This is a genomic window from Aeromonas sp. s2 (genome assembly GCF_040907935.1).
Taxonomy (GTDB): domain Bacteria; phylum Pseudomonadota; class Gammaproteobacteria; order Enterobacterales; family Aeromonadaceae; genus Aeromonas; species Aeromonas dhakensis.
This window is the reverse complement of record NZ_JBFOCR010000005.1, coordinates 451,844-476,056: the sequence shown is the minus strand read 5'-3', so window position 1 is coordinate 476,056 and position 24,213 is coordinate 451,844. Positions and strand designations below refer to the sequence as shown.

The following is a 24,213-nucleotide window of genomic DNA, read 5'->3' as shown; positions in this document are numbered from 1 at the left end:
GAGAAGGGGCAGGACGGTTTTTCTTCCCATCGAGCCACGCCGGCTGTCTGAGGTACAGATGAACAATATGATTTTGCTGTTGAAGCAGCTGGAACGGCAGGGGGTCAAGCTTGGGCTGAACGACAAGGGCCAGCTTATCTCCCAGTCGAGCAAGGAGGCGGTGACACCGGCCATCGGTGCCACCATCAAGGCCCACAAGGATGAGCTGGTGCGCTGCCTGGCGGCCCGTGCCGCCTTCGAGGCGCCCATTCTTGCGCAACGTGATGCCGAGGGCGCCCGGCAGGGGCCGCTCTCGTCGTCCCAGAGCGGGCTCTGGTTTATCGAGCAGTACGAGGAGGCCTCCCACCTCTACAACATGCCGGTCTATTTTCGCGTCAAGGGAGAGCTGGACACGGCGGCGCTGGAGTTTGCCTTCGACCACCTGTTTGCCCACCACCCCAGCATGCGCACCCGCTTCATCAAGGACGAGGCGGGCAGGGGGGCGCAGGAGATCCTGCCCCACACGCCCTTCACGTTGCAGATTGAGGACGTGAGCGTAGAGCCCATTGCCGAGCGCGAGGCCTATGTGGCCCGCCGGGTGCGCGAGGAAATAGGCCGCCCCTTCTCCCTGACCCAGGGGGATCTGAGCCGGGTGCACCTGATACGGCTGGGCAGCCGCGAACACGTGCTGCTGATCACCCAGCACCACATCATCTCCGACGGCTGGTCGGTCAAGAACATGTTCGCGGATCTCAAGCGCGCCTTTCTTGCTCATCAGAACCGCGAACCCCTGCAGGTGAGCGAGCTGCCGCTCACCTACATCGACTATGCCCGCTGGTTCAACTCACCGCGTTTTCTCGATTATCACGCCGAGTTCAAGCCGTTCTGGGTCGACCGACTCGGTGGCAGCCCCGAGGTGCACGGCCTGCCGCTCGACAAGCCGCGCCCGGCCCATCAGGACAGCGGTGGCGAGCTGGTCTTCTCCACCATCGACAACGATCTGTGGGAGAGCTTCAAGCGCCTCTGCCAGCGCCACAGCACCTCCAACTTCATCGGTCTGCACGCCCTGTTTGCCCTGCTGATGGTGCGCCAGAGCGGCGAGAAGGAGGTGGTGATCGGCACCCCGCTCGCCTATCGCGAGCGCCACGAGATCGAGTCGCTGGTGGGCTTTTTCGTCAATACGCTGGTGCTGCGCACTCAACTCAGCGGCAAGCCCAGCTTTGTCGACTATCTGCAGCAGTGCCGGGAGGAGGATCTGGCGGCCTTCGATCACCAGCTCTACCGTTTCGAGGCGCTGGCCGAGGCCATCGGCGCCGATCGCACTACCGCCATCAACCCCATCTTCCAGATCATGCTGGTCTATCAGGCCAAGGTGGACTTCAACGATCTCATCCCCGGCTGCCAGCTGGTGGAGGAGACCTCGCCGGTGCTGCCGGCCAAGACCGACATCTCGGTCAAGGTGACCGAGCTGATGGACTCCGTCCGGGTGGACTGGCTGTTCGCCACCGCCCTGTTCGAGCGAGAGACCATCCAGGCTTATGCCGATCGCCTGCTGCACCTGATGCGCGCCGTGGTGGCGGCCCCCGAGACCGACATCTGGCAACTGCCGCTGGAGGCGGGCACCGACCAGGCGGCGCTGGCCGCCGAGCTTGCCGACCTGCCGCAAGACTACCCGAGCCGTGACACTCTGCTCTGCCATATCGAGCGGCGCGCTGGGAAGTGCCCGGACGCGCTGGCGGTGAGCGATGGAGCGGATGCGTTGACCTATGGCGAACTGGAGGTGCGTGCCAACCGGCTGGCCCACTGGCTGCAGGTTCAGGGGGTCACCCCGGGCGCCGCCATCGGCATCCAGGCCAGACGTGATGTCGCCTTCGTCATCGCCCTGCTCGCCTGCTGGAAGGCGGGGGCGGCCTATGTGCCGCTGGATCCTGCCTATCCCGCCGAGCGACTGGCCCATATCCTGAGCGACGCCAGTATTGCACTGGTGCTCGGGGGAGAGCCGGATGCCCGGCTTGCCGAGGCCATCAAGGGCACGACTGCCGAATATCACGATCTGCACGGGCTGGCGCTGGACAAGATGCCAACCAGCACGCCCGCACTGCCTCGGGACGCTGCCATGCTGGCCCAGATCATCTACACCTCCGGCAGCACTGGCCTGCCCAAGGGGGTCATGGTGGAGCAGGGCAGCCTGGTCAACCTGATGGCGGATCACGGCGAGCGCATCGCTCTTGGGAAGGGTGGCGCCATGTTCAACTGCATGTCCCTCTCGTTCGATGCGGGCAACATGACCACCCTGCTGCCGCTCTACTGCGGCGCGCCCCTGCACTTCGGCGAGCCGGGCGAGGGGGTGATCAGTGCCGCGATCGCTCGGGGTGCCAGCCATATGATCTTGCCGACCGCCCTGCTCGCGAATCTATTGCCAGTGGCGGATCTCGGTTCCCTCAAGGCCATCGGTTTTGGCGGCGAAGCGTGCCCGAGCAGCCTGGTGGAGCGTTGGGGAGAGCGGGTGGCGCTGTTCAACATGTACGGTCCGACCGAGTGCACCGTCACCGCGCTCTGCGCGCGGCTCACCCCGGGGGCGCCCATCACCATAGGTCGCCCCGTCAACAACCTGAAGGCGCTGATCCTGGACGAGGCGGGCAACCTCTGCCCGGTGGGGGTGCCCGGCGAGCTCTGCCTGGCGGGGCTGGGGCTGGCCCGCGGCTACCTCAATCTGCCGGAGCGCACCCAGGAGGCCTTTATCGAGCTGGCCTTTGATGCAACGAATGAGGAACGTGCCCATCGCCTCTATCGCACCGGCGATCGGGCCCTGCTGCGCCGCGATGGCAACATCCAGTATCTGGGCCGGATTGACGAGCAGATCAAGCTGCGCGGCTATCGCATCGAGCCGGGGGAGATAGAGACCCGGCTTGCCGAATTGTGCCCGGCGATGCGCCAGATCAAGGTGGTGGTGCAGGAGGGGCGCCTGCTCGCTTACGCCTGTTTGCAGGCCGGGGCAAGGGAGCCCGACGGCGATGCCCTGCTGCAGCGGGCCGGCGAGTGTCTGCCCGAATACATGGTGCCGGCCCGCCTCTGCTGGCTGCCCGAGATGCCGCTCACCCCCAACGGCAAGCTGGACTTGCGCCGCCTGCCCGCCATCGTCTGGCAGCAGAGCAAGGGCGAGCCGCAAAACGAACTGGAGCAGACCGTGCTCGCCATTTGGCAAGGGGTGCTCAAGCAACCGCTCGGGGTGGAGGATGATTTCTTCCGTCTGGGCGGTGACTCCATCCTCAGCATCCAGCTCACCACCCGGTTGCGGGATGCGGGGCTGCACTGCAGCGTGAAGGACGTGTTCGAAGCCAAGACGGTGCGCCGCCTCTGCCGCCAGCTCGGCCAGCAGCAGGCCGTCAGCCACAGAAGCGAGCAGGGCAGCCTGACTGGCGAGTTCCCGCTCCACCCCATTCAGCACTGGTTCTTCGAGCAGGGCTTTGCCAAGTACGGTCACTGGAACCAGGGGGTGATCCTGCGCCTGCCGGCCGGGGTGGACGATGAGGCCCTGCGCGGCTGGCTGGATACCCTGCGCCAGCACCACGATGCCCTGCGCCTGGCGGTGACCCCGACCGGCCAGCGCTACCTGGCCGAACTGCCATTGCCGCCGCTGCCGACCCTGGATGCTGGCAGCCTGGATGAGGCCGGGCTGCAGGCCCGCCTGACCGAACTGCAGGGAGATTTCGACCCTGCCAGCGGCCACACCCTGGCCTGGGCCCGCCTGCGCAATATCTCCTTGGAGGGCGATCGCGAGGGCGAGACGGTGGAGGGACTCTTCCTTGCCTTCCATCACCTGGTCATCGATGCGGTCTCCTGGCGCATTCTGGCCGAGGATCTGGCACGGGTGAGCAGGGGCGAGCCGCTGCCCGCCAAGGGCAGCAGCTATCGCCAGTGGGGCGAGGGGCTCGCGGCTTATGCCAAACGGGAAGAGGATCAGCTTGGCTTCTGGTTGGCTCAGGGGGAAGGCAGCCAGGGTCACCTGCTGGAAGCGGCGCGCGCCGCCGATGGCCGCGCCGCCGCCAGCCTGCTGCAGCTGAGTCAGGAGACCACGGCTCGTCTAATCGACACCGCCAATCAGGCCTACTTCACCCGGGTGCCAGACCTGTTGCTGGCGGCCCTGACCCGTACCCTGAGCGAGCAGGGTTACGGCAGCCGTCATTGCGTGATGCTGGAAGGACACGGCCGTGAGGCCATCGATGCCGAACTCGACGTGAGCCGTACCCTGGGCTGGTTTACCAGCACCTATCCGCTGGCGCTGGCGGATGCCAAGGAGTGGGATGCGCTGGTGTGCACCACCAAGGAGCAACTGCGCGCCGTGCCGGACAAGGGGGTGGGCTTCAACGCCCTGCGACTGCACCACCCAGGTGGCTGGGCACTGCCCGAAGCCCTGGTGGTCTTCAACTACCTGGGGGTCAGCCATCAGGGCGAGGCCGCTCAACCCTGGCAGCCCCTGCCGATGGCACCCGGGGCACCCACGTCCCCTGACAACCTGCCGCGCGAGCTGGTCAGTCTGCACGGTGGCGTCTACAACGGCCGCCTCACCCTGCGCCAGGTGGGTGCCCTCAACCAGCAGGCGAGCGACGCCCTGATGGCACGGCTGGCGGACAACCTGACGGCACTGGTGGAGCACTGCTGCAACCTGAAGGCTCCGCGTCACACCCCGAGCGACTTCCTGGGGATCGCTCTCTCACAAGCTGCGCTCGATGGGGTGCTGGCCGGGCGCGAGGTGGAGACCCTGCTGCCCATGACCTCGCTTCAGCAGAGCATGTTCCATCACAGGGCGCTGCTGCCCCGGGATCACGCCTATCACCTGCAGACCGAGATTGACTATCACCAGCCGCTGGACATGGCGGTCTACCGTCAGGCCTGGCAGGGGCAGATCGCCCGCTGGCCGGCCCTTCGCAGCGAACTGGTACTGGCGGACGGGGTGGCGCTGCAGCGCATCTTGAAGCACGCCGAGTTGCCATTCCACTATGAGGACTTGTCTGAAGTGGAAAATGCAGAGACACGGGTCCAGGCCTATCGCCAGCAGGATCTGGCCCGCCCGATCCCGCTGGAGCAGGCGCCCCTGCTGCGCCTTGCCTGTTTCAAATTGGCCCCCGATCACCACAAGGTGATCTTCAGCGTCCATCACGGCGTGCTGGATGGCTGGAGCGGCCCCGTGTTGCTGGGCTCCTTGCATCGCGGCTATCAGGCGCTGATGAACGGCCTGCTGCCGCAGGGCGAGTCGGATACGGCCTGGCTCGAATTTGGCCGCCATATCGCGAGCCAAGCCCGCAGCGCCGATGCCTACTGGCAGGGGCGTGGCGAGCTCTTGGCAACGCCTAACGATCTCGCCTGCCTGTTCGGGGTGACGCTGGACGCTAGCTCAAGCGGGCGCCATACCCAGCTGCGACCGGCGGTGTGCGCCACGGCGTTGTCGGCCGAGGTGGCGACCTTGCTCGCGAACCGTGCCCGCGACCTTGGCGTGACCGCGGGCCTGTTGGCCCAATATGCCTGGCACCGTCTGCTGGCACGCCGCTCTGGCGATGCCGTCACCCTGGTGGGCAACGTGACTCCAGGGCGGGACTATCCCATCGAGGGGATCACCGCGAGCGTCGGGCTCTACATCAACAGCCTGCCCCTGGCGCTGGCGTGGCGCACCGAGCTGACCCTGGCCGAGCATATCGCCAGGTTGCAGACCGACCTGATGGCGCTCAACGAGCACGGCACCCAGTCGCTGGCGGCACTGACCAAAGGCCGGGCACGCCTGTTCCAGAGCCTGTTCGTGTTCGAGAACTACCCCATGCCGGCGTCCCCTGCTACCCCCGAACCCCACCAGCTGGTGCCGCGCTTTGGCGCCGTGGTGGAGAAGGTGGCGCTGCCGCTCTCCTTGGTGGTCAGCAGCCGGGGCGAGACGCTCCAGCTGCGCCTCGAATTCGACGGCGAGCAGATCCCCGAGGCCCGGGCCGAGGCGGTGCTGGCTGACTGGCTGGCCGAGCTTGGCTGGCTGGCGCAGGCGGATCTGGGCCAGCCGGCCAGCGTGGCTGTGGCCGCGCCGTACTCAGCACAAGCGACAGCCACACAAGTGGCCGCCAGCAGGGCTGAGCCCGGCCTGGCTCAGCCACCGGCCGAGGCCCGCGCGCTGGTGGCCCTGTGGGAGCGTCTGTGCGGCGTGCCCGGCATCTGGCAGCAGACCCTGTGTGAACTCGGGGTGGATTCGGTGCAGCAGCTCGCCCTGCTGGCGGCTCTCAACGAGGCGTTTGGCCAGGAGCGGGCGCCGCTTACCCTGCAGATGCTCAAGGCCCATCCATCCCCCAGCCGGCTCTATCGGCACTGGCTGGTGCGCCAAACGGAGGCCGCGCTATGACGGTGACCATCAAGCATAAGGCCCCGGCCGTGTCATCCCCGAGAGGTGCCTCCAAGGGGGCGGCCAACCTGGGCGCGCGGCTGGCGGCCTGTCTGGCCGCCACCCCGCTGGCCCCCGCCATCCGTATGGGCGGGGAGGGCATCAGTGAGGGAGGATCGGATGAGCAGTGGCTTAGCTACGGCGCGCTCAATGATCGGGTGGCCCAGATTGCCGCCCGCCTGCAGGGGCTGGCGGTGGGGGAGCGGGTCGGCCTCTATCTCTCCCGCAACCCCGATCTGGTGGCCAGCCTGCTGGCCTGCCTGCGGCTCGGCCTCACCTTCGTGCCCCTTGAGCCGGACTTTCCGGTGGAGCGGTTGCAGGGGATCGCCCGCCAGGCGCGCCTGTCGGCGGTGATCTGCGACGGCGACAGGCCGGCTCCCGCCTTCGGCTGTCCGCTGCGCACCCTCGACGGGCCGGCAGCGGCAGGGCCTGTCTCCTGGCCCCAGGTGGATGACGCCCTGGCTGCCTACATGATGTTCACCTCGGGCTCCACCGGCGAGCCCAAGGGGGTGGTCATCAGCCGGCGGGCCCTGCTCTGCTTCCTCGACGGGATCCGCGATCGGCTCGGACTTTCACCGAGCTGCCACTGGCTCTTCATTACCACCCCGGCCTTCGACATATCCCTGCTGGAGATGCTGGGGCCGTTCTGGGGCGGTGGCCGGCTGACGGTGGCCGGTGGCGAGCACAACAAGGATCCGCTGGGGATGCAGGCGTTGCTCGAGGCCGACCCTTCCATCAACTGGCTGCAGGCCACCCCGGCCTGCTGGCGTATGTTGCTTAAAGCGGGCTGGCAGGGGCGCAATACCCTTACCGCCCTGTGCGGCGGCGAGGCGCTGGACCCAGGGTTGGCCGAGCAGCTCTGTGCCCGCACCCGGCGGCTGTGGAACTGCTACGGGCCGACCGAGGCCACCGTCTGGTCGCTGGTGAGCGAGGTGCGCTGGCCACCGACTGATGGCCAGATCACCATCAGCCACAGCCTGCCCGGCTATCGGCACTGGGTGCTGGACGAGGCGGGGCAGCCGGTGGCGGAGGGGGAGTACGGCGAGCTCTGCATCGAGAGCCCGGCCCTGTGCGAGGGGTACTGGCGCAAGCCGGCCTTGACCCGCGCCGCCTTCCTGCGCCTGGCCACCCATCGCCTCTATCGCACCGGCGATCGGGTGCGGCGGCTGGGGGCGGACCGCTTCCTCTATCTGGGTCGGCGCGACGATCAGGTCAAGCTGCGCGGTTTTCGCATCGAGCTTGGCGAGGTGGAGGCGGGACTGCGCCGCCAGGCCGGGGTGCAGGAGGCGGCAGTGCGTCTGGTGGGCGAGGGGGACGAGGCCATGCTGGTGGGCTATGTGGAGGCGAAAAGCGGGGTGACCCTCAATCGCCTCGCCCTGCGCAAGGGGTTGCAGGCGACGCTGCCGCACTACATGGTGCCGGCGCGGCTCATCCTGCTGGATGCCCTGCCCAAGACCGGCAGCGGCAAACTGGACAGAAAGGCGCTGCCCTTGCCGCAATAAATGGTTGTCTGAATAGACGTTAAAAGCCATGGATAAAAAAGAAGCCCGCATATGCGGGCTTCTTTGTGGGCGCTCATCACGCGGGCTTATTGGGTGATGGGGGCCGCATCGGGTTTGGCCAGCAGCTGCTCGACGTCGTCGATCACCTTGAGGGCCGCCTGGGGGCCGCCGGTGGAGGTCCACAGGGATCCGTCCACGGCGCCGAAGCGCTTGCTCTTGATGGCGCCAAGCTGCTGGAAGGCCGGGGTCTGCTCGGCCTGCTTCATGGCATCCACCGCATCGCCGCTGGCGCTGAGGGTGCCGATCACCAGCCAGTCGCCGTCCAGCAGGTTGAGGGATTCCAGGCTCAGGGCCGGGGAGTGGGGGGTCTTGTCACCGATCTGGTGGGTCGGCCGGGTCAGCCCCATCTCTTCCACCACGCTGCTGGCGAAGGTGCCGCTGTGCATGTAGCTGGGGCCCTTGGGGTTCCAGCGTACTATGCTCAGGCGCTCGCCCTGATGCTTGGCGAGCTTGCTGCGGGCTTCCTGCAGGCGGGCGTCATACTGGGCGAGGAAGGTCTTGGCTTCGGCGTCCCGGTTCAGCACGTGGGCGCTGCGATTGAAGATCTCCTTCCAGGAGTCACCCCAGTTGCCGGTGACGACGGTGGGGGCGATCTCCTTGAGCAGGGCCAGCAACTCGGGCTTGGTCTGGCCGGTGAGGATGAGGTCGGGTTCCAGATCGATCAGCTTCTCCAGATTGGGGTTGTCCAGATCGCCGACTACGGCGATCTCCTTGCCCGCCTGTTGCAGCAGGTAGCGGGGCAGGGTGGACTGGCCGCGGCCATTGACGGTGCCGACCGGTTGCAGCCCCAGGGTCAGGGCGCTGTCCAGATCGATTTCGCTCAGCACCACCACCCGCTTGGGCTGGGCCGGTACGACCTGGGTCTTGCCGTCGGCATCGGTCACCTGACGGGTCTCGCTGCCGGCCTGTGCCTGGAAGCCGACCAGGCTGGCCAGCATCAGCACGGCAGCCAGGGGAGAGGAGATCTTCATCGTTACATCCTTCTTGGTGAAATCAGTGGAACACTGGGTCCCAAACGGGCGAACTCATGCTACCACAAATTCAAATGATAAGGATTGTCATTTGTGTTTGTGGCGTAAGGAGCGGACGGTTTGCTACCATGCTGGCTCATCCACCAAGGGCTCTTCGTGATGTTCATTGCCACCGCGCCAGCCTGCTCACTGGACCGCTTTATCGTGCAGGCCGACAGCCTGCCGCTGCCCTGCGCGGCGCATCTGGCGCTGCAACGGGTCTGCTTTGACCCCGCCGCCTTCACCCAGGCCTGTTACGATGCGGCCGGCATGGTGCTGCCCGCCAGCTTGCAGCGCGCGGCCCCCAAGCGGCTGGGGGAGTTTCTGGCGGGGCGTCTCGCGGCCCGCGAAGCCCTGCGCCCCTTCCACCTCGCGGAGCACCCCGTGGCCATCGGCAACGCCCGCGAACCCTGCTGGCCTGCGGGGTTTGAGGGCAGCATCAGCCACAGCCTGTTGCAGGGGCGCGGCATGGCCCTGTGTGCGGTGCGTCCGGGCCGGGCGGGAATGGGGCTGGATCTGGAGGGCTGGCTGGCAGAGGGGCAGGCGAGCGAGCTCTGGCCCGGTATTGCCAGTGGGGAGGAGTGGGCCCGGCTGGTGGCCGCTGCCCCTGCCATCGGCCTGAGCAGGGCTGAGGCGCTCACCTTGATCTTTTCGGCCAAGGAGAGCCTGTTCAAGGCGCTCTACCCCAGGGTGGGGCGCTATTTTGACTTTCTCGATGCCCGCTGGCTGACCATGACGGAGCAGACCCTCACCCTCGAGCTCGTAGACACGCTGACCCCAGATCTGCCCGCCGGTTGGCGCTGTACGCTCTACTGGCAAACACTGCACTGGCAGGCACAGCATTGGCAAACAGGGCACTGGCAAACACGGCCGGGCGGGGTGCTCACCAGCCTGCTGTTGTGAGTGGCGGTGCGCCGAGACACAAGCATAAAAAAACCGCCTCTGGGCGGTTTTTTTATGGGGCTCAGGCCTGCTGCTTCATGGCAAAGGCGTGCGGTCTGCGGCGCGGCACTATGATGGGGGCGCCGTCGCCGGGGGCGTGCAGTATGTCCACGTCGGTCTGGTAGAGGCGGTCGATGAGGGACTTGGTCACCACCTCGCGGGCCGGCCCCATGGCCTGGATGCCGCCATTCCCCAGCGCGATCAGCTCGTCGCAGTAGCGGGCGGCGGTGGCGAGATCGTGGATGACGATAAGCACCGTCTTGCCCTCGGCGGTGATCTGGTGGATGGCCTCCATCACCTCGGTCTGGTGGCCGATGTCGAGGGCGCTGGTGGGTTCATCCAGCAGGATGATGTCCGCATCCTGGGCTAGCACCATGGCGAGCCACACCCGCTGGGCCTGACCGCCTGAGAGAGAGCTGGCGCTCTGCTGCAAAATGTCGCCGAGCTGCATCCGCTCGCAGGCCCAGCTCACCATGCGGGCATCCTCCTCGCTCCACTGATTGAACCAGCCCTGATGGGGATGGCGGCCGTACTGCACCAGCTGCTCGACCTGGATGCCGGCGGGCACCAGCGGGCGCTGGGGCAGGTAGGCGAGCTCGCGGGCCAGCGCTTTCTTGCCGTAGCTTGCCAGCGGCTTGCCCTTGAGCAGGATCTCGCCGGCCTGCTGCTGCTCCTGGCCCGCCAGCAGTTTGAGCAGGGTGGACTTGCCGCCGCCGTTGGGGCCGACGATCCCCACCAGCTTGCCCTGGGGAATGGTGAAGGAGATGTCGTTGAAGACGGGCTTGTGCTGATAGCCAAATTGCAGGTGATTGATGGTGAGCGTCATCAGGCGGCCCTCGGTCTGTCTTGAAATTGGATGAATGGCATCGTCAGTCGGCCTTCTGGCGGTCTTTGAGCAGGATGAACAGCAGCAGCAGGCCGCCGAGAATACGGGTCATGATGCCGGTGGCCACCTCGTGGGGGCTGGCCAGCACCCGCACCAGGGTGTCGCTGGCCAGCAGCAGCAGGGCGCCGCACAGGGCGGCAATCCACAGCGGCACGATGCGATCCCGGCTGAGCCAGGAGGCGAGCACCGGGGCCGCCATGGCGATGAACACCACCGGGCCGCCGATGGCGGTGCCGAGCGCCGCCACCACGATGGCCTGGGCCAGCACGCCGAGCTGCACCCGGTTGACGTTCACCCCCAGACTCTGGGCGGTGACGGGGCCCAGACGCAGTACGCCGAGGGCCCGGGAGAGATAAACTACCCAGGGGCAGACCAGCAGGATCAGGATCCCCACCGGCAGCACGGTGCTGTAACCCTGGCCGACGAAGTTGCCCATGTTCCACAGGTAGAGGCTGGTGAGGTGCACCAGCGACTGGGTGGACATCACGAACTGGCCGATGGCGTTCATCAGCTCGGAGACGCCGATGCCGATCACCACGAACAGGTAGCCCTGCTCCCCCGGCTTGTTGCACAGGGCATAGAGCACGGCGGCGGCAAACAGGGCACCCAGCGGCGCGGCCCACCAGGGCCAGCTGCCGAGGGTCAGGTAGAGGGAGAAGGCGATGATGGCCAAGGAGGCCCCCTCGTTGACCCCGATCATGTCCGGGGTGGCGAGGCGGTTGCGAATGAGGGTCTGCACCAGGCAGCCGGAGAGGCCCATGGCCGCTCCCGCCACCAGCACGGCGACGATGCGCGGCAAGCGGATCTTGAAGACGGTCACCTCGCTCAGCCGGTTGCCCTCGCCAAGCAGGGTCTGGATCACCCCCAGCATGGTGAGCTTGCCGGAGCCCAGGGTCAGCGCCAGCAGGGAGAGCAGCACCAGGGCCACCAGGAGCCCTAGGGTGATCAGCCAGGCGCGGCGGTGCAGCAACAGGGTGCGGCTGCCAACGCGCAGGCAGACGGTACCGGTGGGAAGCGTCGTGGTGAGGGAGGGATGGATGGAATTGTTCATGAGGCAGGCAACCTTATTTGACGGCCAGCAGGGCGCGGAAGCCGCCGCTGCGCACCACCAGGATGAGCACGGGGGCACCGATCAGCGCCAGGATCACCCCGTTGGGCAGCTCGAACGGCTGGATCAGCCAGCGCGCCAGGATGTCGGCGCCGAGCAGAAAGAGCACCCCGAACAGGGCGGAGAAGCGCACCTGGATGGCGAGGCGCACCGGCTCCACCAGACGGGCGCAGTAGGCGGCGAGAAAACCGACGAAGCCGATGGGGCCGGCGATGGCGATGGCGCAGGCGGTAAACAGGGTGGCGGCCAAGAGCACGCCGATGCGCACCCGGGTCGGCCGGATGCCGAGCGCCAGCGCCTGGCTGTCACCCATCTGCATCAGGGTGAGCTGGCGACAGAGTGCCAGGGTCAGCAGCAGGCCGAGCAGGGCAAAGGGCATCACGGTGAGCACCGCATCGAGATCCGAGGCGGCCAGCGACCCCAGATTCCAGAAGCGGAACTGCTCCAGCACCACCTGGTTGGAGAGCAGCAGGAAGTTGGAGAGGCCGCCGAAGGTGGCGGAGAGAGCGACCCCCACCAGAATGAGCTTGAGGGGGTTGGAGCGCCCCACCATCAGGCCGAGACCGAGCACGATGAGGTTGCCGAGCAGGGCCCCCATGCCGGACCAGAGCAGATAACCGTAGGCGGATTCGACGCCAAAATAGGTGAGGCCGATCACCAGGGCGAACACGGCGCCGGCGTTGACCCCGAGCAGGCCGGGTTCGGCCAGCGGATTGCGGGTGGCGCTTTGCAGCATGGAGGCCGCCAGCGCCAGGGAGACGCCCACCACCAGGGCACACAGGGTGCGGGGCAGACGCAGGGTGTGAACTATCATGGCGAGTTTTTCATCGGCCACGAGGGCGGGATCGCCCAGCAGAAAACCGGCGACCTCGCGGCCACCATAGACACCGGCGCCAGTGGCCAGTGACAGACAGATCAGCAGGAACAGGAGGATCACTCCCAGCCAGAACAGGTGTGTTTGGTGTCTCTGCACCCGGCTACTCCTTCATGTCGAGGCAATAACAGCAGAAAGAGGGGAGCCCTGACGGACTCCCCTGCGGGGCTTACAGCTTGTAATCCACGCCGGCGTAGACGGTACGACCTTCCAGAATGAAGTCGGCGTCGGTGGCGACCTGGTCACGCTTGGTGTTGGTGAGGTTGGTGATGCCCAGCTTGAAGTCGAGCGCCGGGGTGACCTTCCACTTGGTGTTGACGTCCAGGGTCTGGTAGCTGTCGGACTTGAGCGCCTGGGAGTTGTGCATCGGCACCTTGATGAACTGGCTGCCCACGTACTGCCAGGCCAGGTTGGTGCTGACGATCTCGGTGGCTTGCCAATCCAGGCTCAGGTTGCCGGTGTGATCCGGGGTCTTGGCCAGATCGTCGCCGGTGCTCTTGTCTTCGGAGTCCAGCATGGTCCAGTTGCCGGTCAGCTTGACGTCGTCCATCACATCGACCCAGCCGGTCAGCTCCAGCCCCTTGACCCGCGCCTTCTTGAGGTTGAGGTAGGTCATCACGCTCGGACGGTAGCCCGGGCCCCACTGATCGCTCTGGATCAGATCCTCGATGTCGTTGTGGAAGCCGGTGAGGCCGGCGCCAAAGCGTTCTGCCTCATAGGCGGTGCCCAGCTCGTAGCTGACGGCGGTTTCCGGTTTCAGATCCGGGTTGCCGACTACCTTGCAGGCGCCGCGGCAGGCGGTGGTGGCGAAGCCTTCGCTGGACTGTGCCAGGGTCGGGGCCTTGAACGCCTTGCCGGCGCCGCCCTTGATCACCCACTCGTCGCTCAGCTTGTAGAGCGCATAGGCGCGCGGGCTGAACTCGTTGCCATAGGTTTCGTGGTGATCCAGACGACCGGAGAGAGTCAGCGCCAGATCGCCAAAGCCGAACTCGTCCTGCAGATAGAGAGCGCTCTGGCTCGCATCCACGCTGCCGTTGGTGATGCTGCGGCTGTGTTCCAGCTCGGTTTTGCGGAATTCTGCGCCGGAAGTCAGCAGATGATCCCCGAGGTAGCCGCTCAGCTGGCCGTCGACGGTGTGGTTGGTCTGGGTGACGTCGGCCGCGCCACCGTTGAGCTGGGAGTCATCCATCAGATCGGTCTGCTCGAAGTAGTAGCGAGCCCGGCTGTCGAAGTGTTCCCAACGGCCGTTGTGGGTGACCCCCAGGCTCAGGCGATCGAGCTTTTGCACGTTGTGCGGAGTGGCCGGGGCGGTAGGGGCGCGCGGCACGTTGTTGAAGTAGCTGTCCATGTCGTTCTGGTTGTAGCCCAGATCGAACTCCACATCCTGGTTGTCGCTGACCAGCCACTTCAGGCTGGAGAGCATGTTGACCACTTCCCGTTTCTCCAGCGCATCGGCGTCCTTGTTGTTGGACTGATCGCTGTGCCAGCGATCTCGCTGATAGCCTTCCACCACCAGGCTGCCGAGCAGCTTGTTGTCGATCAGGGCGCCGGAGACGAAGGCGTTGCCACGGTTGGCATCACCGCCATCACCCTTGGTGGGCATGGTATGGGTGTAGCCGAAGGCCGCCTCGGTCTGCTCCTTGGCCTGGCGCAGGATCACGTTGACCACGCCACCGAGGGCGTCGGCGCCATAGAGGGAGGAGACGGGACCGCGGATCACCTCGATGCGCTCGATGGCAGCCATGGGGATGGAGCTCAAGTCGAAGTCATTGCCAAACGAGCTGCCCAGGGTCTCGCGGGCGTTGACCCGCTTGCCGTTGATCAGCAGCAGGGTGTAGTCGCCGCCCATGCCGCGGATCTTGATCTCGTTGCGGCCGGTGGGGTTGGTGCCGATGACGTTGACGCCCGGCACGTGCTTGAGCGCTTCGCCGATGTTGTTGGCGTTCATCTTGTCCAGATCGGCGCGGGTTACCACAGAGACGCTGGCCGGCGCGGAGAGCTCGGTGTGCTTGGTCTGGGTGGCGGTGACCACCAGGGTCTCGTTGGCTTTGGGCGCTTCGGCCTGGGCCAGGCCCGGCAGGGCGATAAGACCGAGGGAGAGCAGGACGGGGTTCAGGCGAAAGACGCCAGGCTGCAACTGCATAGTCAAAACTCCATGAATAAAACAGAGGTTATGGGGTCCGGCTCTGGGGCCGGTGGCTCACTGACTTCCTTGTCTGGCGGGGCCAGACTCGGGGTTATTGTTGTTCCTTGTCTGTGCCAGCCCCTTGAGCAGGAGCCAGACACCGCCGCAGGCCAGCAGACCGCAGCCGATATTGATCCAGGCGAGCCCAGCAAAGCCGTGCAGGGCGCCGCTCTGATCCGACACCAGCAACCTGGCGGAGAGCAGGCTGCCAAGCCCGGCCGCCACATTGGTGACCGTGCCCTGAAAAGACATGAAGGCGGCGCGCTGATGAGGGGCTGGGATGGATGCGGTGATGGCGAGGGTCGAACTGGATCGGGCCGAGCTCAGCGCCATGAAGAGGGTGAACAGCAGGTAGACGGGCATGCCGACCGGCATGGCGAAACCGAGCAAAGTGATCAGCGCCAGCAGCAGGCTGGTGATCAGGATGGCGGCCTGGGCCCGGCCCTGATCAATCCAGCCGCCGCACAGCCGCATGGTGGCCATGCTGGCGAGGCCGCCGCACAGGTAGAGGGCGGCGATCTGCTCGCGCGGGAAGGCGAGGTTGAACTGGAAGTAGTTGGCAAAGTGCGGGATCAGCAGGAAGTGGCCGAACATCTGCAGGCAGAGGATCAACAGGGCCCCCTGACAGAGCGGGGAGGCCAGCAACTGGCGCAGGCCGCTGCCGTGAGGGGCGCGGTTGACCGGCAAGGAGGGCAGCAGGCGGCTGCTCAGCAGCGCCAGCAGCAGGCCGCTAGCACCAAACAGCAGGAAGGGGCTCTGCCAGCCAAACCACTGGGCCAGCACCAGGGCGATGGGCACTACCAGAATGGCCGCCAGGGAGAACGCCATGCCCACGTAGGCGAGGCGGCGGCCCCGCTCGGCAGGCGGCACCAGATCCAGCACGGCTGCCATCAGGATGGCGGCGAGCGGGCCGGCCACACAGCCCGACAGGACGAACAGCACCAGCAGCTGCTGGCTGTTTTGCACCAGGGGGCAGGCCATCAGCAGCAGAAAACGCAGGGTGAGCAGCACCAGCAGGGCGGGTTTGCGATTGACCCGATCGAGCCAGGGGGCGGCGATGAGGCCCATCAGGGCGGCCCCCAGGGTGGCACCACCGCTGAAGTAGCCGGTCTGCTCCGGTTGCATGCCGAGGCTGATGACCAGGTCCGGCCCAAGGGGCATCACCATCATCATGCTGCCCATGGAGAGCATATTGACCAGCAGGGCAAGGTGGATGGCGGCGGGGGTGGTGGTCACTGGCTTCATCGACGGCAAGCTCGAAAAAATGAGACCGAATTGTATCCGAGCGATTTTTTCGTGACAACAAATGGTAATCATTTTTATTTGTGTTATTTGATCTATCTCCGCTCTTTTCATCGAAAAATGAAGGACCTGACCTGCACGGCGTTCACCGCTCACGGGCAAAATCATTGAAAAGCGGGCGGGATGGCCCATGATGACGAGGTGATGAGCAGGCCGATGAGGCGGAGGGCTGCCGAGTGGGACGGGAGGAGAAGATGAGAAGATGGCGCGGGTTTGGACTCTGGCTGCTGTGGGGGCTCTGGTGCCTACCGCTGCGGGCCGAGGTGAAGGTGATCCCGGTATTCGAAACCCAGGCGGCGGTGCAGACCCTCAAGGATCTCTATCCGGAGCTGGGGGTGAGCGCCATGGGCAACCAGCTGGTGCTGAGCGGCAGCGCCGCCCAGCTGCAGGAGGCGGAAGCGGCGCTGGCCAAATTCAACCAGCCGCCCCAGAGCCTGCTCATCGAGTGGCGGGTGGATGGCGCTTCCAGTAGCCAGCAGGCCGGGGTGGGGCTGGGCCGGGATGCCGCCAAGCGGCAGTGGCTGCTGGAGGGCAATGCCCAGCAGTATCAGCGCAGCCAGAACGACAGCTGGCAGGTACGCGGCCTGTCGGGTCGGCCCGTGCTATTGCAGATGGGCACCTATCAACCGGTCACCTTCTATCAGTGGCGCGGTGGCCAGGTGGTGGGGCTGATGCCACTGGTGAACGGCCTCTATGCCACCGCCACCCTGATTGGCGACAGGGTACAGATAGCGCTCAGCAGCGAGCAGGCCAGGCTGGAGCAGGGCACCATCAACCGGGGGCAGAGTGCCACCGAGGTGAGCGGTGCCCCCGGTCAGTGGCTGACGGTGGGAGAGCTCTCCACCAGCGCGGCGCAGCAGGGCAGCAGCCTGGGCACCCAGTTGCAGGGGGGCAGTGGCAGTCAGAGTGATCGCCAGACCCTGCAGATCCGGGTCACCCGCCAGTGAGCCGACTCGCCCTTCAGTGGGGTTGATCCACCGCGTATTCACGCAGCTGGCGGCTACGCAGCAGATACCAGAGTGACCAGAGGGTGGCGACCAGCACCAGGGCGGTGGGCCAGCTGAACGACCACTTCTGCAGATTGAGGCTGTGCAGTTGCATCAGCAGGCCGCTGACGGCAGAGCAGAGCAGCAGCAAGGGGCTGTGGCGCCTGAGCCAGGCCCGGATGCTCTGGGTCTGCTGATAGGTGCCGCCGCAGGCGAGCAGCGCCAGCATGGCGGGCACGTCGGTCAGCAGGCTGATGTAGAGGGTGAGCCGGTCCGGGTAGAAGAGGGTCAGGATGGCGCTGCCGCTCTCGCGGGTGACGCCGGCCATCAGAAACAGCCAGACCGAGCGGGTCAGCAAGAGGGCGATGGGCCAGAACCAGAGCGGGGGACGCAGCTGGCCGTGATCGTCATATCTGTGTTCGGGGTAGAGGGTCATGGTTGCCCGGGGTCGTCTGTGCAAAGGATGAAGGGGATATGGGGCGAAGCAGAGCCCTTTGCAAGGCGAGCCAGGGACGGGAATTAATCGGGGGGCCAGGCCCCCCAATCCGCTTATCACTTTTGGTGCCGGGCCGCCGGCGTCACAGCCAGCCTTTTCGCTTGAAGAAGAGACCCGTGCCGAGCGATGACATCACCATCAGTACCAGGGAGAGGGGATAGCCGTACTCCCAGGCGAGCTCCGGCATGCGACCGAAGTTCATGCCGTATATGCTGGCGATAAGGGTTGGCGGCAGGAAGATGACAGCCGCTACCGAGAAGATCTTGATCACCTTGTTCTGCTCCAGGTTGGTCACCCCCATGGAGGCCTCGAGCTGGAAGTTGATCTTGTCGAACAGGAACTGGGTGTGGGGCAGCAGGGACTCCACGTCGTGCAGCATCTCGTCGATCCACTTGTTCTGCTCGCCCGTCATGCGCTGGCGCAGGCTGCGTTTCAAGAAGCGCAGGGCGCGACGGGTATCGTGCAGGGAGAGACGGATCTGGCCGTTGGCCTCTTCCTGGGCCATCAACTCCTTGAGCATGGGATTGATCTGATCCGGCTCGAAGATCTGATCGGCGGTGTTTTCCAACGTCTTGTAGCCATCTTCGATGAGATCGGAGAGGTATTCGACTTTCAGGTTCTGCACCTCCAGCAGGATGTCGAGGGCGTCCTCCACCTCCAGCCGGTCCTGGCGCATGTAGTGGCGCAGCAGGCGCACCAAGCCGATGTCATCTTCGCGGATGCTGATCAGCAAATTGTTGCGCAGGGTAAAGGAGACGTGGACACCCTTGGTGTCACGGCCGATCCGCTGGGGAAACAGGGAGTGAATGTGCAGACCGTCGGTATCCCAGTAGAAACGGGCGGATGCTTCGATGTCATCGAGCTCCTCCTTGTCGGGCACCTCTTCCAGAAACAGGCCCGTCAACCATTCTCGTTCCGCCGTGTCCGGCTTGTAGGCATCCAGCCAGACGGTGTTGTCAGGCACTATGTCGTCAGGCCCGAGCGTGACTATGTCCAGTACCTTGTTATTGAGAATGTAAGCGGTGATCATCTGTCCCCCCTTAAGAAGTCATGGGTAATCAGGGATGGTTGCACAGGTCATGCGGCCTTAGAGCGCGTAGAAAGCGATCCCGTGGACAAGCTGAACGGGCCGATGGAAAACCTGAATGCGGCGAACTATACAGGGGCGGGCCGCGCTTGTCAGGGCCTATTCATCGGAGGTTCAGCCTGTTCGCTCAAAAAAACAGCGAGGTCGGAGCAGCCGCGCCGACCTCAAAACGGGCGATCCCGGCGTGGCCTCCTTTATTCCCCCCGATAGGCGGGAGGACTTGGGTTCACCGGCCGGGATGGCGGGCTCCCGAGCGCCCTGCGACAGCCCCCGGCTGCACGCCGGAAACCGCCTCTATTTGATGTGTTGGGGCTGCACATCCTTGTTATCTGCACAGGTCTGCATGGGCCGGCCTGTTACATATTGGGATAGTTGGGGCCTGAGCCTCCCTGCGGCGGCGTCCAGACGATGTTCTGGCTCGGATCCTTGATGTCGCAGGTCTTGCAGTGGATGCAGTTGGCCGCGTTGATCTGCAGGCGGGGCTGGCTCTCCGAACCCAGGATCTCGAACACCCCGGCCGGGCAGTAGCGCTGGGCCGGTTCGGCCCAGGTGGGCAGGTTGACCGCCACCGGGATCGTCTCATCCTGCAGCTTGAGGTGGCAGGGCTGATCCTCGTCGTGGCTGGTGTTGGCCAGATAGACAGACGAGAGCTTGTCGAAGCTGAGCTTGCCATCCGGCTTGGGGTAGTCGATGGGCTGGCAGCGACTGGCCATGCGCAGTTGGCGGTAGTCCGGCTCCTTGTCCAGCAGGGTGAACGGCGAGGAGTTAGCAAACAACCGCTGCTCCAGCCAGTTGAAAGCGCCACCGAGCCAGGGGCCCCAGCGGTGCAGGGCGGCGCCGAAGTTGCGCGCCGTTTTGAGCTCATGGGCCAGCCAGCTCTGTTGCAGCGCATCGCCGTATTCGGCCAGATCCCGGCCCCCTTCATCGCCGCCGCGCAGACTCATAGCAACTGTCTTGGCCGCCAGCATGCCGGACTTCATGGCGGTGTGGATCCCCTTGATGCGGGAGAAGTCGAGGGTGCCGGCATCGCAACCGATGAGCAGGCCGCCGGGAAAGTGCATGCGGGGCAGGGAGTGCCAGCCCCCCTTGGCGATGGCGCGGGCGCCGTAGCTGATGCGCTCGCCCCCCTGCAATGCCGCGGCGATGAGCGGGTGATACTTGAGGCGCTGAAACTCGTCAAACGGGCTGAGCCAGGGGTTGCGGTAGTTGAGATCGACAATCAGCCCGACCGCCACCTGATCTTGCTCCAGATGATAGAGATAGAAGCCGCCCTGGCTCTTGTCTTCCTTCCCCTCAGAGAGCGGCCAGCCGCTGCCGTGCAGCACTTGGCCCGCTTTGCCCTGGCCGGGGGGGAGCTGCCACAGCTCCTTGAAGCCGATGGCGTAGTGCTGCGGCTGGGCGGCGTTTTCCAGATGAAAGTCGGCGATCAGCTGCTTGCCGAGATGGCCACGGGCCCCTTCGGCAAACAGGGTGTAGCGACCGAGCAGCGCCATGCCGGGCACGTGATCCGCTTTCGGATTGCCCGCCCGATCCAGCCCGAGATCGCCGGTGATCACACCCTTGACCCGTCCCGCTTCCATGATGAGTTCGCTTGCGGTAAAACCCGGGTATATTTCGACTCCCAGCAGCTCGGCCTGCTGACCGAGCCAGCGACAGAGGTTGCCGAGGCTGATGATGCGGCTGCCCTCGTTGTGCATGCGCGGCGGCACCGCCCAGTTGGGCAGTTGCAGGGCGCGGCTGTCGCTTTGCAGCAGGTGCACCTGATCGTCGTTGACCTCGACCCCGAGCGGGGCCTGTTGCCAGCTCTCTGGCAGCAGCTCCTTGAGGGCGACGGGATCCAGCAGGGCGCCGGAGAGCAGATGGGCGCCGATCTCCGCTCCCTTCTCCAGCAGGCAGACCGACAGCTCGGCATTGTGCTGCTTGAGGGCGATGGCGGCACTGAGTCCCGCCGGGCCGCCACCGACGATGACGACATCAAATTCCATTGCTTCGCGTTCCATCTTGCCTCTGTGCTCGACTTGGCCTAGGGTAGTGCTGGTAGTTTACGTAAACGTAAAGTAAATGTAAGCAAAAAATGTGAGGGTTTTCATGGATTCACTCAACAGAAGCGAGGGATGCGCGTCATGAAGCTGCTGGTCGCGGTCAAGCGGGTGCTGGATTACAACGTCAAGGTCCGGGTCAAGAGCGATGGCTCGGACGTGGAGCTGGCCAACGTCAAGATGGGGATCAACCCGTTTTGTGAAATTGCGGTGGAAGAGGGGGTCAGGCTGCGCGAAGCCGGCGTGGCATCCGAGCTGGTGGTGGTGACCTTCGGCCCCGAGGCGGCGGCCGAACAGCTGCGTCACGCCCTGGCGCTGGGAGCGGATCGAGCCCGTCATTACGTGACCGGCGAGACCCTGACCCCGCTTACTGTGGCGCGCGCCCTGCAACAGGTATGCGAGCAGGAAAAGCCCGATCTGGTGCTGCTCGGCAAGCAGTCCATCGATTCCGACAACAACCAGGTGGGCCAGATGCTCGCCGCCCTCAATGACTGGCCGCTCGCCACTTTCGCCTCCGCCATCAAGCTGGTGGAGGGGGAATTGCAGGTGACCCGCGAGATTGACGGCGGCCTCGAGACCCTCGGCATGGCGCTGCCGGCGGTGGTGACCGTGGATCTGCGCCTCAACGAGCCGCGCTTTGCCTCGCTCCCCAACATCATGAAGGCCAAGCGCAAGCCGCTTGAGAGCGCGCCCTTTGCCGACCTCGGCGTCGAGCCGGCCGGCCAGACCCGGCTGCTCGGGGTGATGGCTCCCGCTGCCCGCAGCGCCGGCATCATGGTGAGCTCGGTGGACGAGCTGCTGGACAAACTCAAGCATGAAGCGAAGGTACTCTGATGCTGCCAGCAATCAACAGAACCCCGCTCGCCGGCGACAGGCTCGGGGGCGTGATGGGCACACAGGCAGGGACATCAACGGACGATAGCAAGGGGCAGTCATGAGAGTATTGATCATTGCCGAACATCATCAGGGCCAGTTGGCCGACAACGTGGCCCGTCTGGTCACCGCAGGGGGCCAGCTGGGCGGCGAGGTGCATCTGCTGTTGCTGGGGCAGGGATTGACCGAGGCGGGCGAACAGGCCGCCGCCCTGCAGGGGGTGAGCCGGGTGCTGCTGGCCGAGCACCCCATGCTGGCGGAGGGGCTGAGCGACGGAGTCGATCCGCTGCTGGCCCATATCGCGCGGGATTATCAGCACTGCCTGATGGCCGCCAGCACCCAGGGCAAGGATCTGCTGCCGCGGGTGGCGGCCAGGCTCGGGGTGGAGATGCTCTCCGAGGTGACCGGCATCGAGAGCGGCGACACCTTCCTGCGCCCCATCTACGCGGGCAACGCCGTGGCCCGGGTGGCGAGCAGCGCCCCCATCAAGGTGCTCACCATCCGGCCCACCGCCTTCGCCAAGGCGGCGAGCGGCGGCCAGGCAGAGGTAGAGCGGTTGCCGGTGAGCGAGGTGGCCTGCCGTACCCGCCTCATCGAACGGCGCGCCGTGCGCTCCGCCAGACCCGAGCTCGCGGCGGCGCGGGTGGTGGTCTCCGGCGGGCGGGCGCTCGGCTCCAAGGCGCAGTTCGCTCTGATCGAGGCGCTGGCCGACAAGCTGGGCGGCGCGGTGGGCGCGTCGCGGGCGGCGGTGGATGCGGGCTTTGTCGCCAACGATCTGCAGGTGGGTCAGACCGGCAAGGTGGTGGCGCCTGAGCTCTATATCGCGGTCGGCATCTCGGGCGCCATCCAGCATCTGGCGGGGATGAAGGAGTCGAAGGTGATCGTCGCCATCAACAAAGACAGCGAGGCCCCGATCTTCCAGGTGGCCGACTACGGGCTGGTGGGGGATCTCTTCACCTTGCTGCCGGAGCTCACCGCCAAGCTGTAACCTGGTGAAAAAAGGGGGCCTGGGGCATTGAGCACCGGCAGGCACCCGTTTCCACGCATGTTCTCTGCAAGCCCTGACCCGTTCAGGGCTTTTTTCTGCCAAGAGCACTGGCGGCGGGTCGGCAAAAGGTTGAGCCAGCTCCCAAAAAGCCTTTGATCCGGGGGCTGCACTTGTGTAAAACCAGACAAGTCCCCGATCACACTCATCCACTCACGGAAAGCGTCATGAGCAAACAGATTTACAACTTCTGCGCCGGCCCCGCCATGTTGCCGGTCGAAGTCATGGAGCGCGCCCAGCGCGAATTTTGTAATTTCCAGGGGCTGGGAGCCTCGGTCATGGAGCTCTCCCACCGCGGCAAGCCCTACATGGCGGTCGCCGAGAAGGCCGAAGCCGATCTGCGCGAGCTGCTGGCGGTGCCGGACAACTACAAGGTGCTGTTCATGCACGGCGGCGGCCGTGGCCAGTTCTCCGCGGTGCCCATGAACCTGCTGGGAGGCGCCAACAAGAAGGCCGACTTCCTGCTGACCGGGGTCTGGTCCCAGAGCGCGGTGGATGAGGCCAAAAAGTATGGCGATATCCAGACCTTCCAGGGTGTTGCCAAGAACGAGCAGGGGATCTCCCACCTGCTGCCGACCCCGGCGTTTCGCGCCGATGCGGCCTATGTGCACTACTGCCCGAACGAAACCATCGATGGCATCGAGATGTTCGACATCCCGGCCACCGGCGAGGTGCCGCTGGTGGCGGATCTCTCCTCCACCATCCTCTCCCGTCCCATCGACGTGAGCCGCTTCGGCATCATCTATGCTGGCGCGCAGAAAAACATTGGCCCCTCTGGGCTGGCCATCGCCATCGTGCGCGACGATCTGCTGAACCAGGCCCGCGCCGATGTGCCGTCGATCTTCGACTACCAGCTCACCGCCAAGAACGATTCCATGTTCAACACCCCGCCCACCTACGCCTGGTATCTGGCCGGGCTGGTGTTCGAGTGGCTGAAAGAACAGGGTGGCCTCGAGGCGATGGAAGCGCGCAACAAGGAGAAGGCCGATTTCCTCTATGGCTATCTCGATCAGTCGAGCTTCTATGGCAACCAGGTGGATGCCAGCTGCCGTTCGCGGATGAACATCCCGTTCCAGCTGAAAAATGCCGAGCTGGACAAGTTGTTCCTGGCCGAATCAGAAGCCGCCGGCCTGCTGGCGCTCAAGGGACACCGCATCGTCGGCGGCATGCGCGCCAGCCTCTATAACGCCATGCCGCTGGAAGGGGTGAAGGCGCTGGTCAGCTTTATGGACGGCTTTGCCAAGCGCCACGGCTGAGGCGTTTTTCCCCGATTGCCGACGCCGGGGACTCCCCGGCGTCTGTTTTTTCCCTGATGCCGGACCGGCCGTCCCCGCGGCCCGCTTTTGTGCCACGTGCAGTCTTGCCGAGCAGGGCGTGGGCTGCTAACGTCCGGTCAGGTCAATTTTTTGAGATCGTACAGGAAG

The 24,213-nt window shown here is 65.4% G+C and carries 16 protein-coding genes; 7 read left to right on the top strand and 9 right to left on the bottom strand.

Translation table 11 applies throughout. The annotated features are described in order from the left end of the window. The first annotated feature begins 58 nt into the window (after positions 1 to 58). Both amoG and amoH read left to right on the top strand, forming a co-directional pair. Positions 59 to 6,355 carry an amonabactin biosynthesis non-ribosomal peptide synthetase AmoG gene (amoG, locus tag AB5Y81_RS03545; protein WP_368146544.1) on the top strand — a complete coding sequence of 2,099 codons (6,297 nt, stop codon included), beginning with the start codon at positions 59 to 61 and terminating at the stop codon, positions 6,353 to 6,355. Then, a complete protein-coding gene (gene amoH, locus AB5Y81_RS03540; RefSeq protein ID WP_279484252.1) occupies positions 6,352 to 7,896 on the top strand; it encodes an amonabactin biosynthesis glycine adenylation protein AmoH in 1,545 nt (514 codons plus the stop codon). Before amoG ends, amoH begins: the two co-directional genes overlap by 4 nt. 86 nt (positions 7,897 to 7,982) lie before the next feature. On the opposite strand, the gene AB5Y81_RS03535 is transcribed toward amoH, so the two are convergent. Beyond that, positions 7,983 to 8,927, bottom strand: coding sequence for an amonabactin ABC transporter substrate-binding protein (locus tag AB5Y81_RS03535; protein ID WP_017778923.1), 945 nt, complete (start codon positions 8,925 to 8,927; stop codon positions 7,983 to 7,985). Between the two features lie 156 nt (positions 8,928 to 9,083). Between AB5Y81_RS03535 and amoD the strand changes: the two genes are divergently transcribed. After that, positions 9,084 to 9,869 (top strand): amonabactin biosynthesis phosphopantetheinyl transferase AmoD, encoded by a 786-nt coding sequence (gene amoD, locus AB5Y81_RS03530; RefSeq protein WP_279485538.1) that lies wholly within the window; start codon positions 9,084 to 9,086, stop codon positions 9,867 to 9,869. Positions 9,870 to 9,930: 61 nt separating this feature from the next. On the opposite strand, the gene AB5Y81_RS03525 is transcribed toward amoD, so the two are convergent. The 5 genes from AB5Y81_RS03525 to AB5Y81_RS03505 form a co-directional block, all read right to left on the bottom strand. Then, the gene (locus AB5Y81_RS03525) at positions 9,931 to 10,734 is read right to left on the bottom strand and encodes an amonabactin ABC transporter ATP-binding protein (protein WP_279484253.1); all 804 of its coding nucleotides are present in this window, start codon (positions 10,732 to 10,734) and stop codon (positions 9,931 to 9,933) included. Between the two features lie 43 nt (positions 10,735 to 10,777). Next, positions 10,778 to 11,845: an amonabactin ABC transporter permease subunit 1 gene (locus tag AB5Y81_RS03520; protein ID WP_181969382.1), complete on the bottom strand. Its 1,068-nt coding sequence runs from the start codon at positions 11,843 to 11,845 to the stop codon at positions 10,778 to 10,780. A gap of 13 nt (positions 11,846 to 11,858) precedes the next feature. Then, a complete protein-coding gene (locus tag AB5Y81_RS03515) occupies positions 11,859 to 12,875 on the bottom strand; it encodes an amonabactin ABC transporter permease subunit 2 (protein ID WP_005301628.1) in 1,017 nt (338 codons plus the stop codon). 70 nt (positions 12,876 to 12,945) lie between these two features. Next, positions 12,946 to 14,919 carry a siderophore amonabactin TonB-dependent receptor gene (locus tag AB5Y81_RS03510; RefSeq protein ID WP_279484254.1) on the bottom strand — a complete coding sequence of 658 codons (1,974 nt, stop codon included), beginning with the start codon at positions 14,917 to 14,919 and terminating at the stop codon, positions 12,946 to 12,948. A 57-nt stretch (positions 14,920 to 14,976) separates the two neighbouring features. Beyond that, positions 14,977 to 16,206, bottom strand: coding sequence for a siderophore amonabactin export MFS transporter (locus tag AB5Y81_RS03505; RefSeq protein WP_216972748.1), 1,230 nt, complete (start codon positions 16,204 to 16,206; stop codon positions 14,977 to 14,979). 251 nt (positions 16,207 to 16,457) lie between these two features. On the opposite strand from AB5Y81_RS03505, the gene AB5Y81_RS03500 reads away from it, so the two are divergent. Then, positions 16,458 to 17,210 (top strand): hypothetical protein, encoded by a 753-nt coding sequence (locus AB5Y81_RS03500; protein ID WP_024941952.1) that lies wholly within the window; start codon positions 16,458 to 16,460, stop codon positions 17,208 to 17,210. Between the two features lie 13 nt (positions 17,211 to 17,223). Here the strand turns inward: AB5Y81_RS03500 and AB5Y81_RS03495 are convergent, their stop codons facing one another. The 3 genes from AB5Y81_RS03495 to AB5Y81_RS03485 all read right to left on the bottom strand — a co-directional run bounded on the left by AB5Y81_RS03495 (position 17,224) and on the right by AB5Y81_RS03485 (position 20,832). Beyond that, the gene (locus tag AB5Y81_RS03495; protein ID WP_024941953.1) at positions 17,224 to 17,685 is read right to left on the bottom strand and encodes a DUF2919 domain-containing protein; all 462 of its coding nucleotides are present in this window, start codon (positions 17,683 to 17,685) and stop codon (positions 17,224 to 17,226) included. Between the two features lie 142 nt (positions 17,686 to 17,827). Then, a complete protein-coding gene (gene corA, locus AB5Y81_RS03490) occupies positions 17,828 to 18,775 on the bottom strand; it encodes a magnesium/cobalt transporter CorA (RefSeq protein ID WP_005301617.1) in 948 nt (315 codons plus the stop codon). 413 nt (positions 18,776 to 19,188) lie between these two features. Then, positions 19,189 to 20,832, bottom strand: a complete 1,644-nt coding sequence (locus AB5Y81_RS03485) for an electron transfer flavoprotein-ubiquinone oxidoreductase (RefSeq protein ID WP_279484255.1) — start codon at positions 20,830 to 20,832, stop codon at positions 19,189 to 19,191. Between the two features lie 123 nt (positions 20,833 to 20,955). Here AB5Y81_RS03485 and AB5Y81_RS03480 point away from each other — a divergent pair, with 123 nt between their 5' ends. The 3 genes from AB5Y81_RS03480 to serC all read left to right on the top strand — a co-directional run bounded on the left by AB5Y81_RS03480 (position 20,956) and on the right by serC (position 24,045). Further along, a complete protein-coding gene (locus AB5Y81_RS03480; RefSeq protein ID WP_162513062.1) occupies positions 20,956 to 21,705 on the top strand; it encodes an electron transfer flavoprotein subunit beta/FixA family protein in 750 nt (249 codons plus the stop codon). Positions 21,706 to 21,805: 100 nt separating this feature from the next. Next, positions 21,806 to 22,732, top strand: a complete 927-nt coding sequence (locus AB5Y81_RS03475; RefSeq protein WP_279484256.1) for an electron transfer flavoprotein subunit alpha/FixB family protein — start codon at positions 21,806 to 21,808, stop codon at positions 22,730 to 22,732. 224 nt (positions 22,733 to 22,956) lie between these two features. Next, a complete protein-coding gene (gene serC / locus AB5Y81_RS03470; RefSeq protein WP_017779633.1) occupies positions 22,957 to 24,045 on the top strand; it encodes a 3-phosphoserine/phosphohydroxythreonine transaminase in 1,089 nt (362 codons plus the stop codon). Positions 24,046 to 24,213 lie beyond the last annotated feature (168 nt).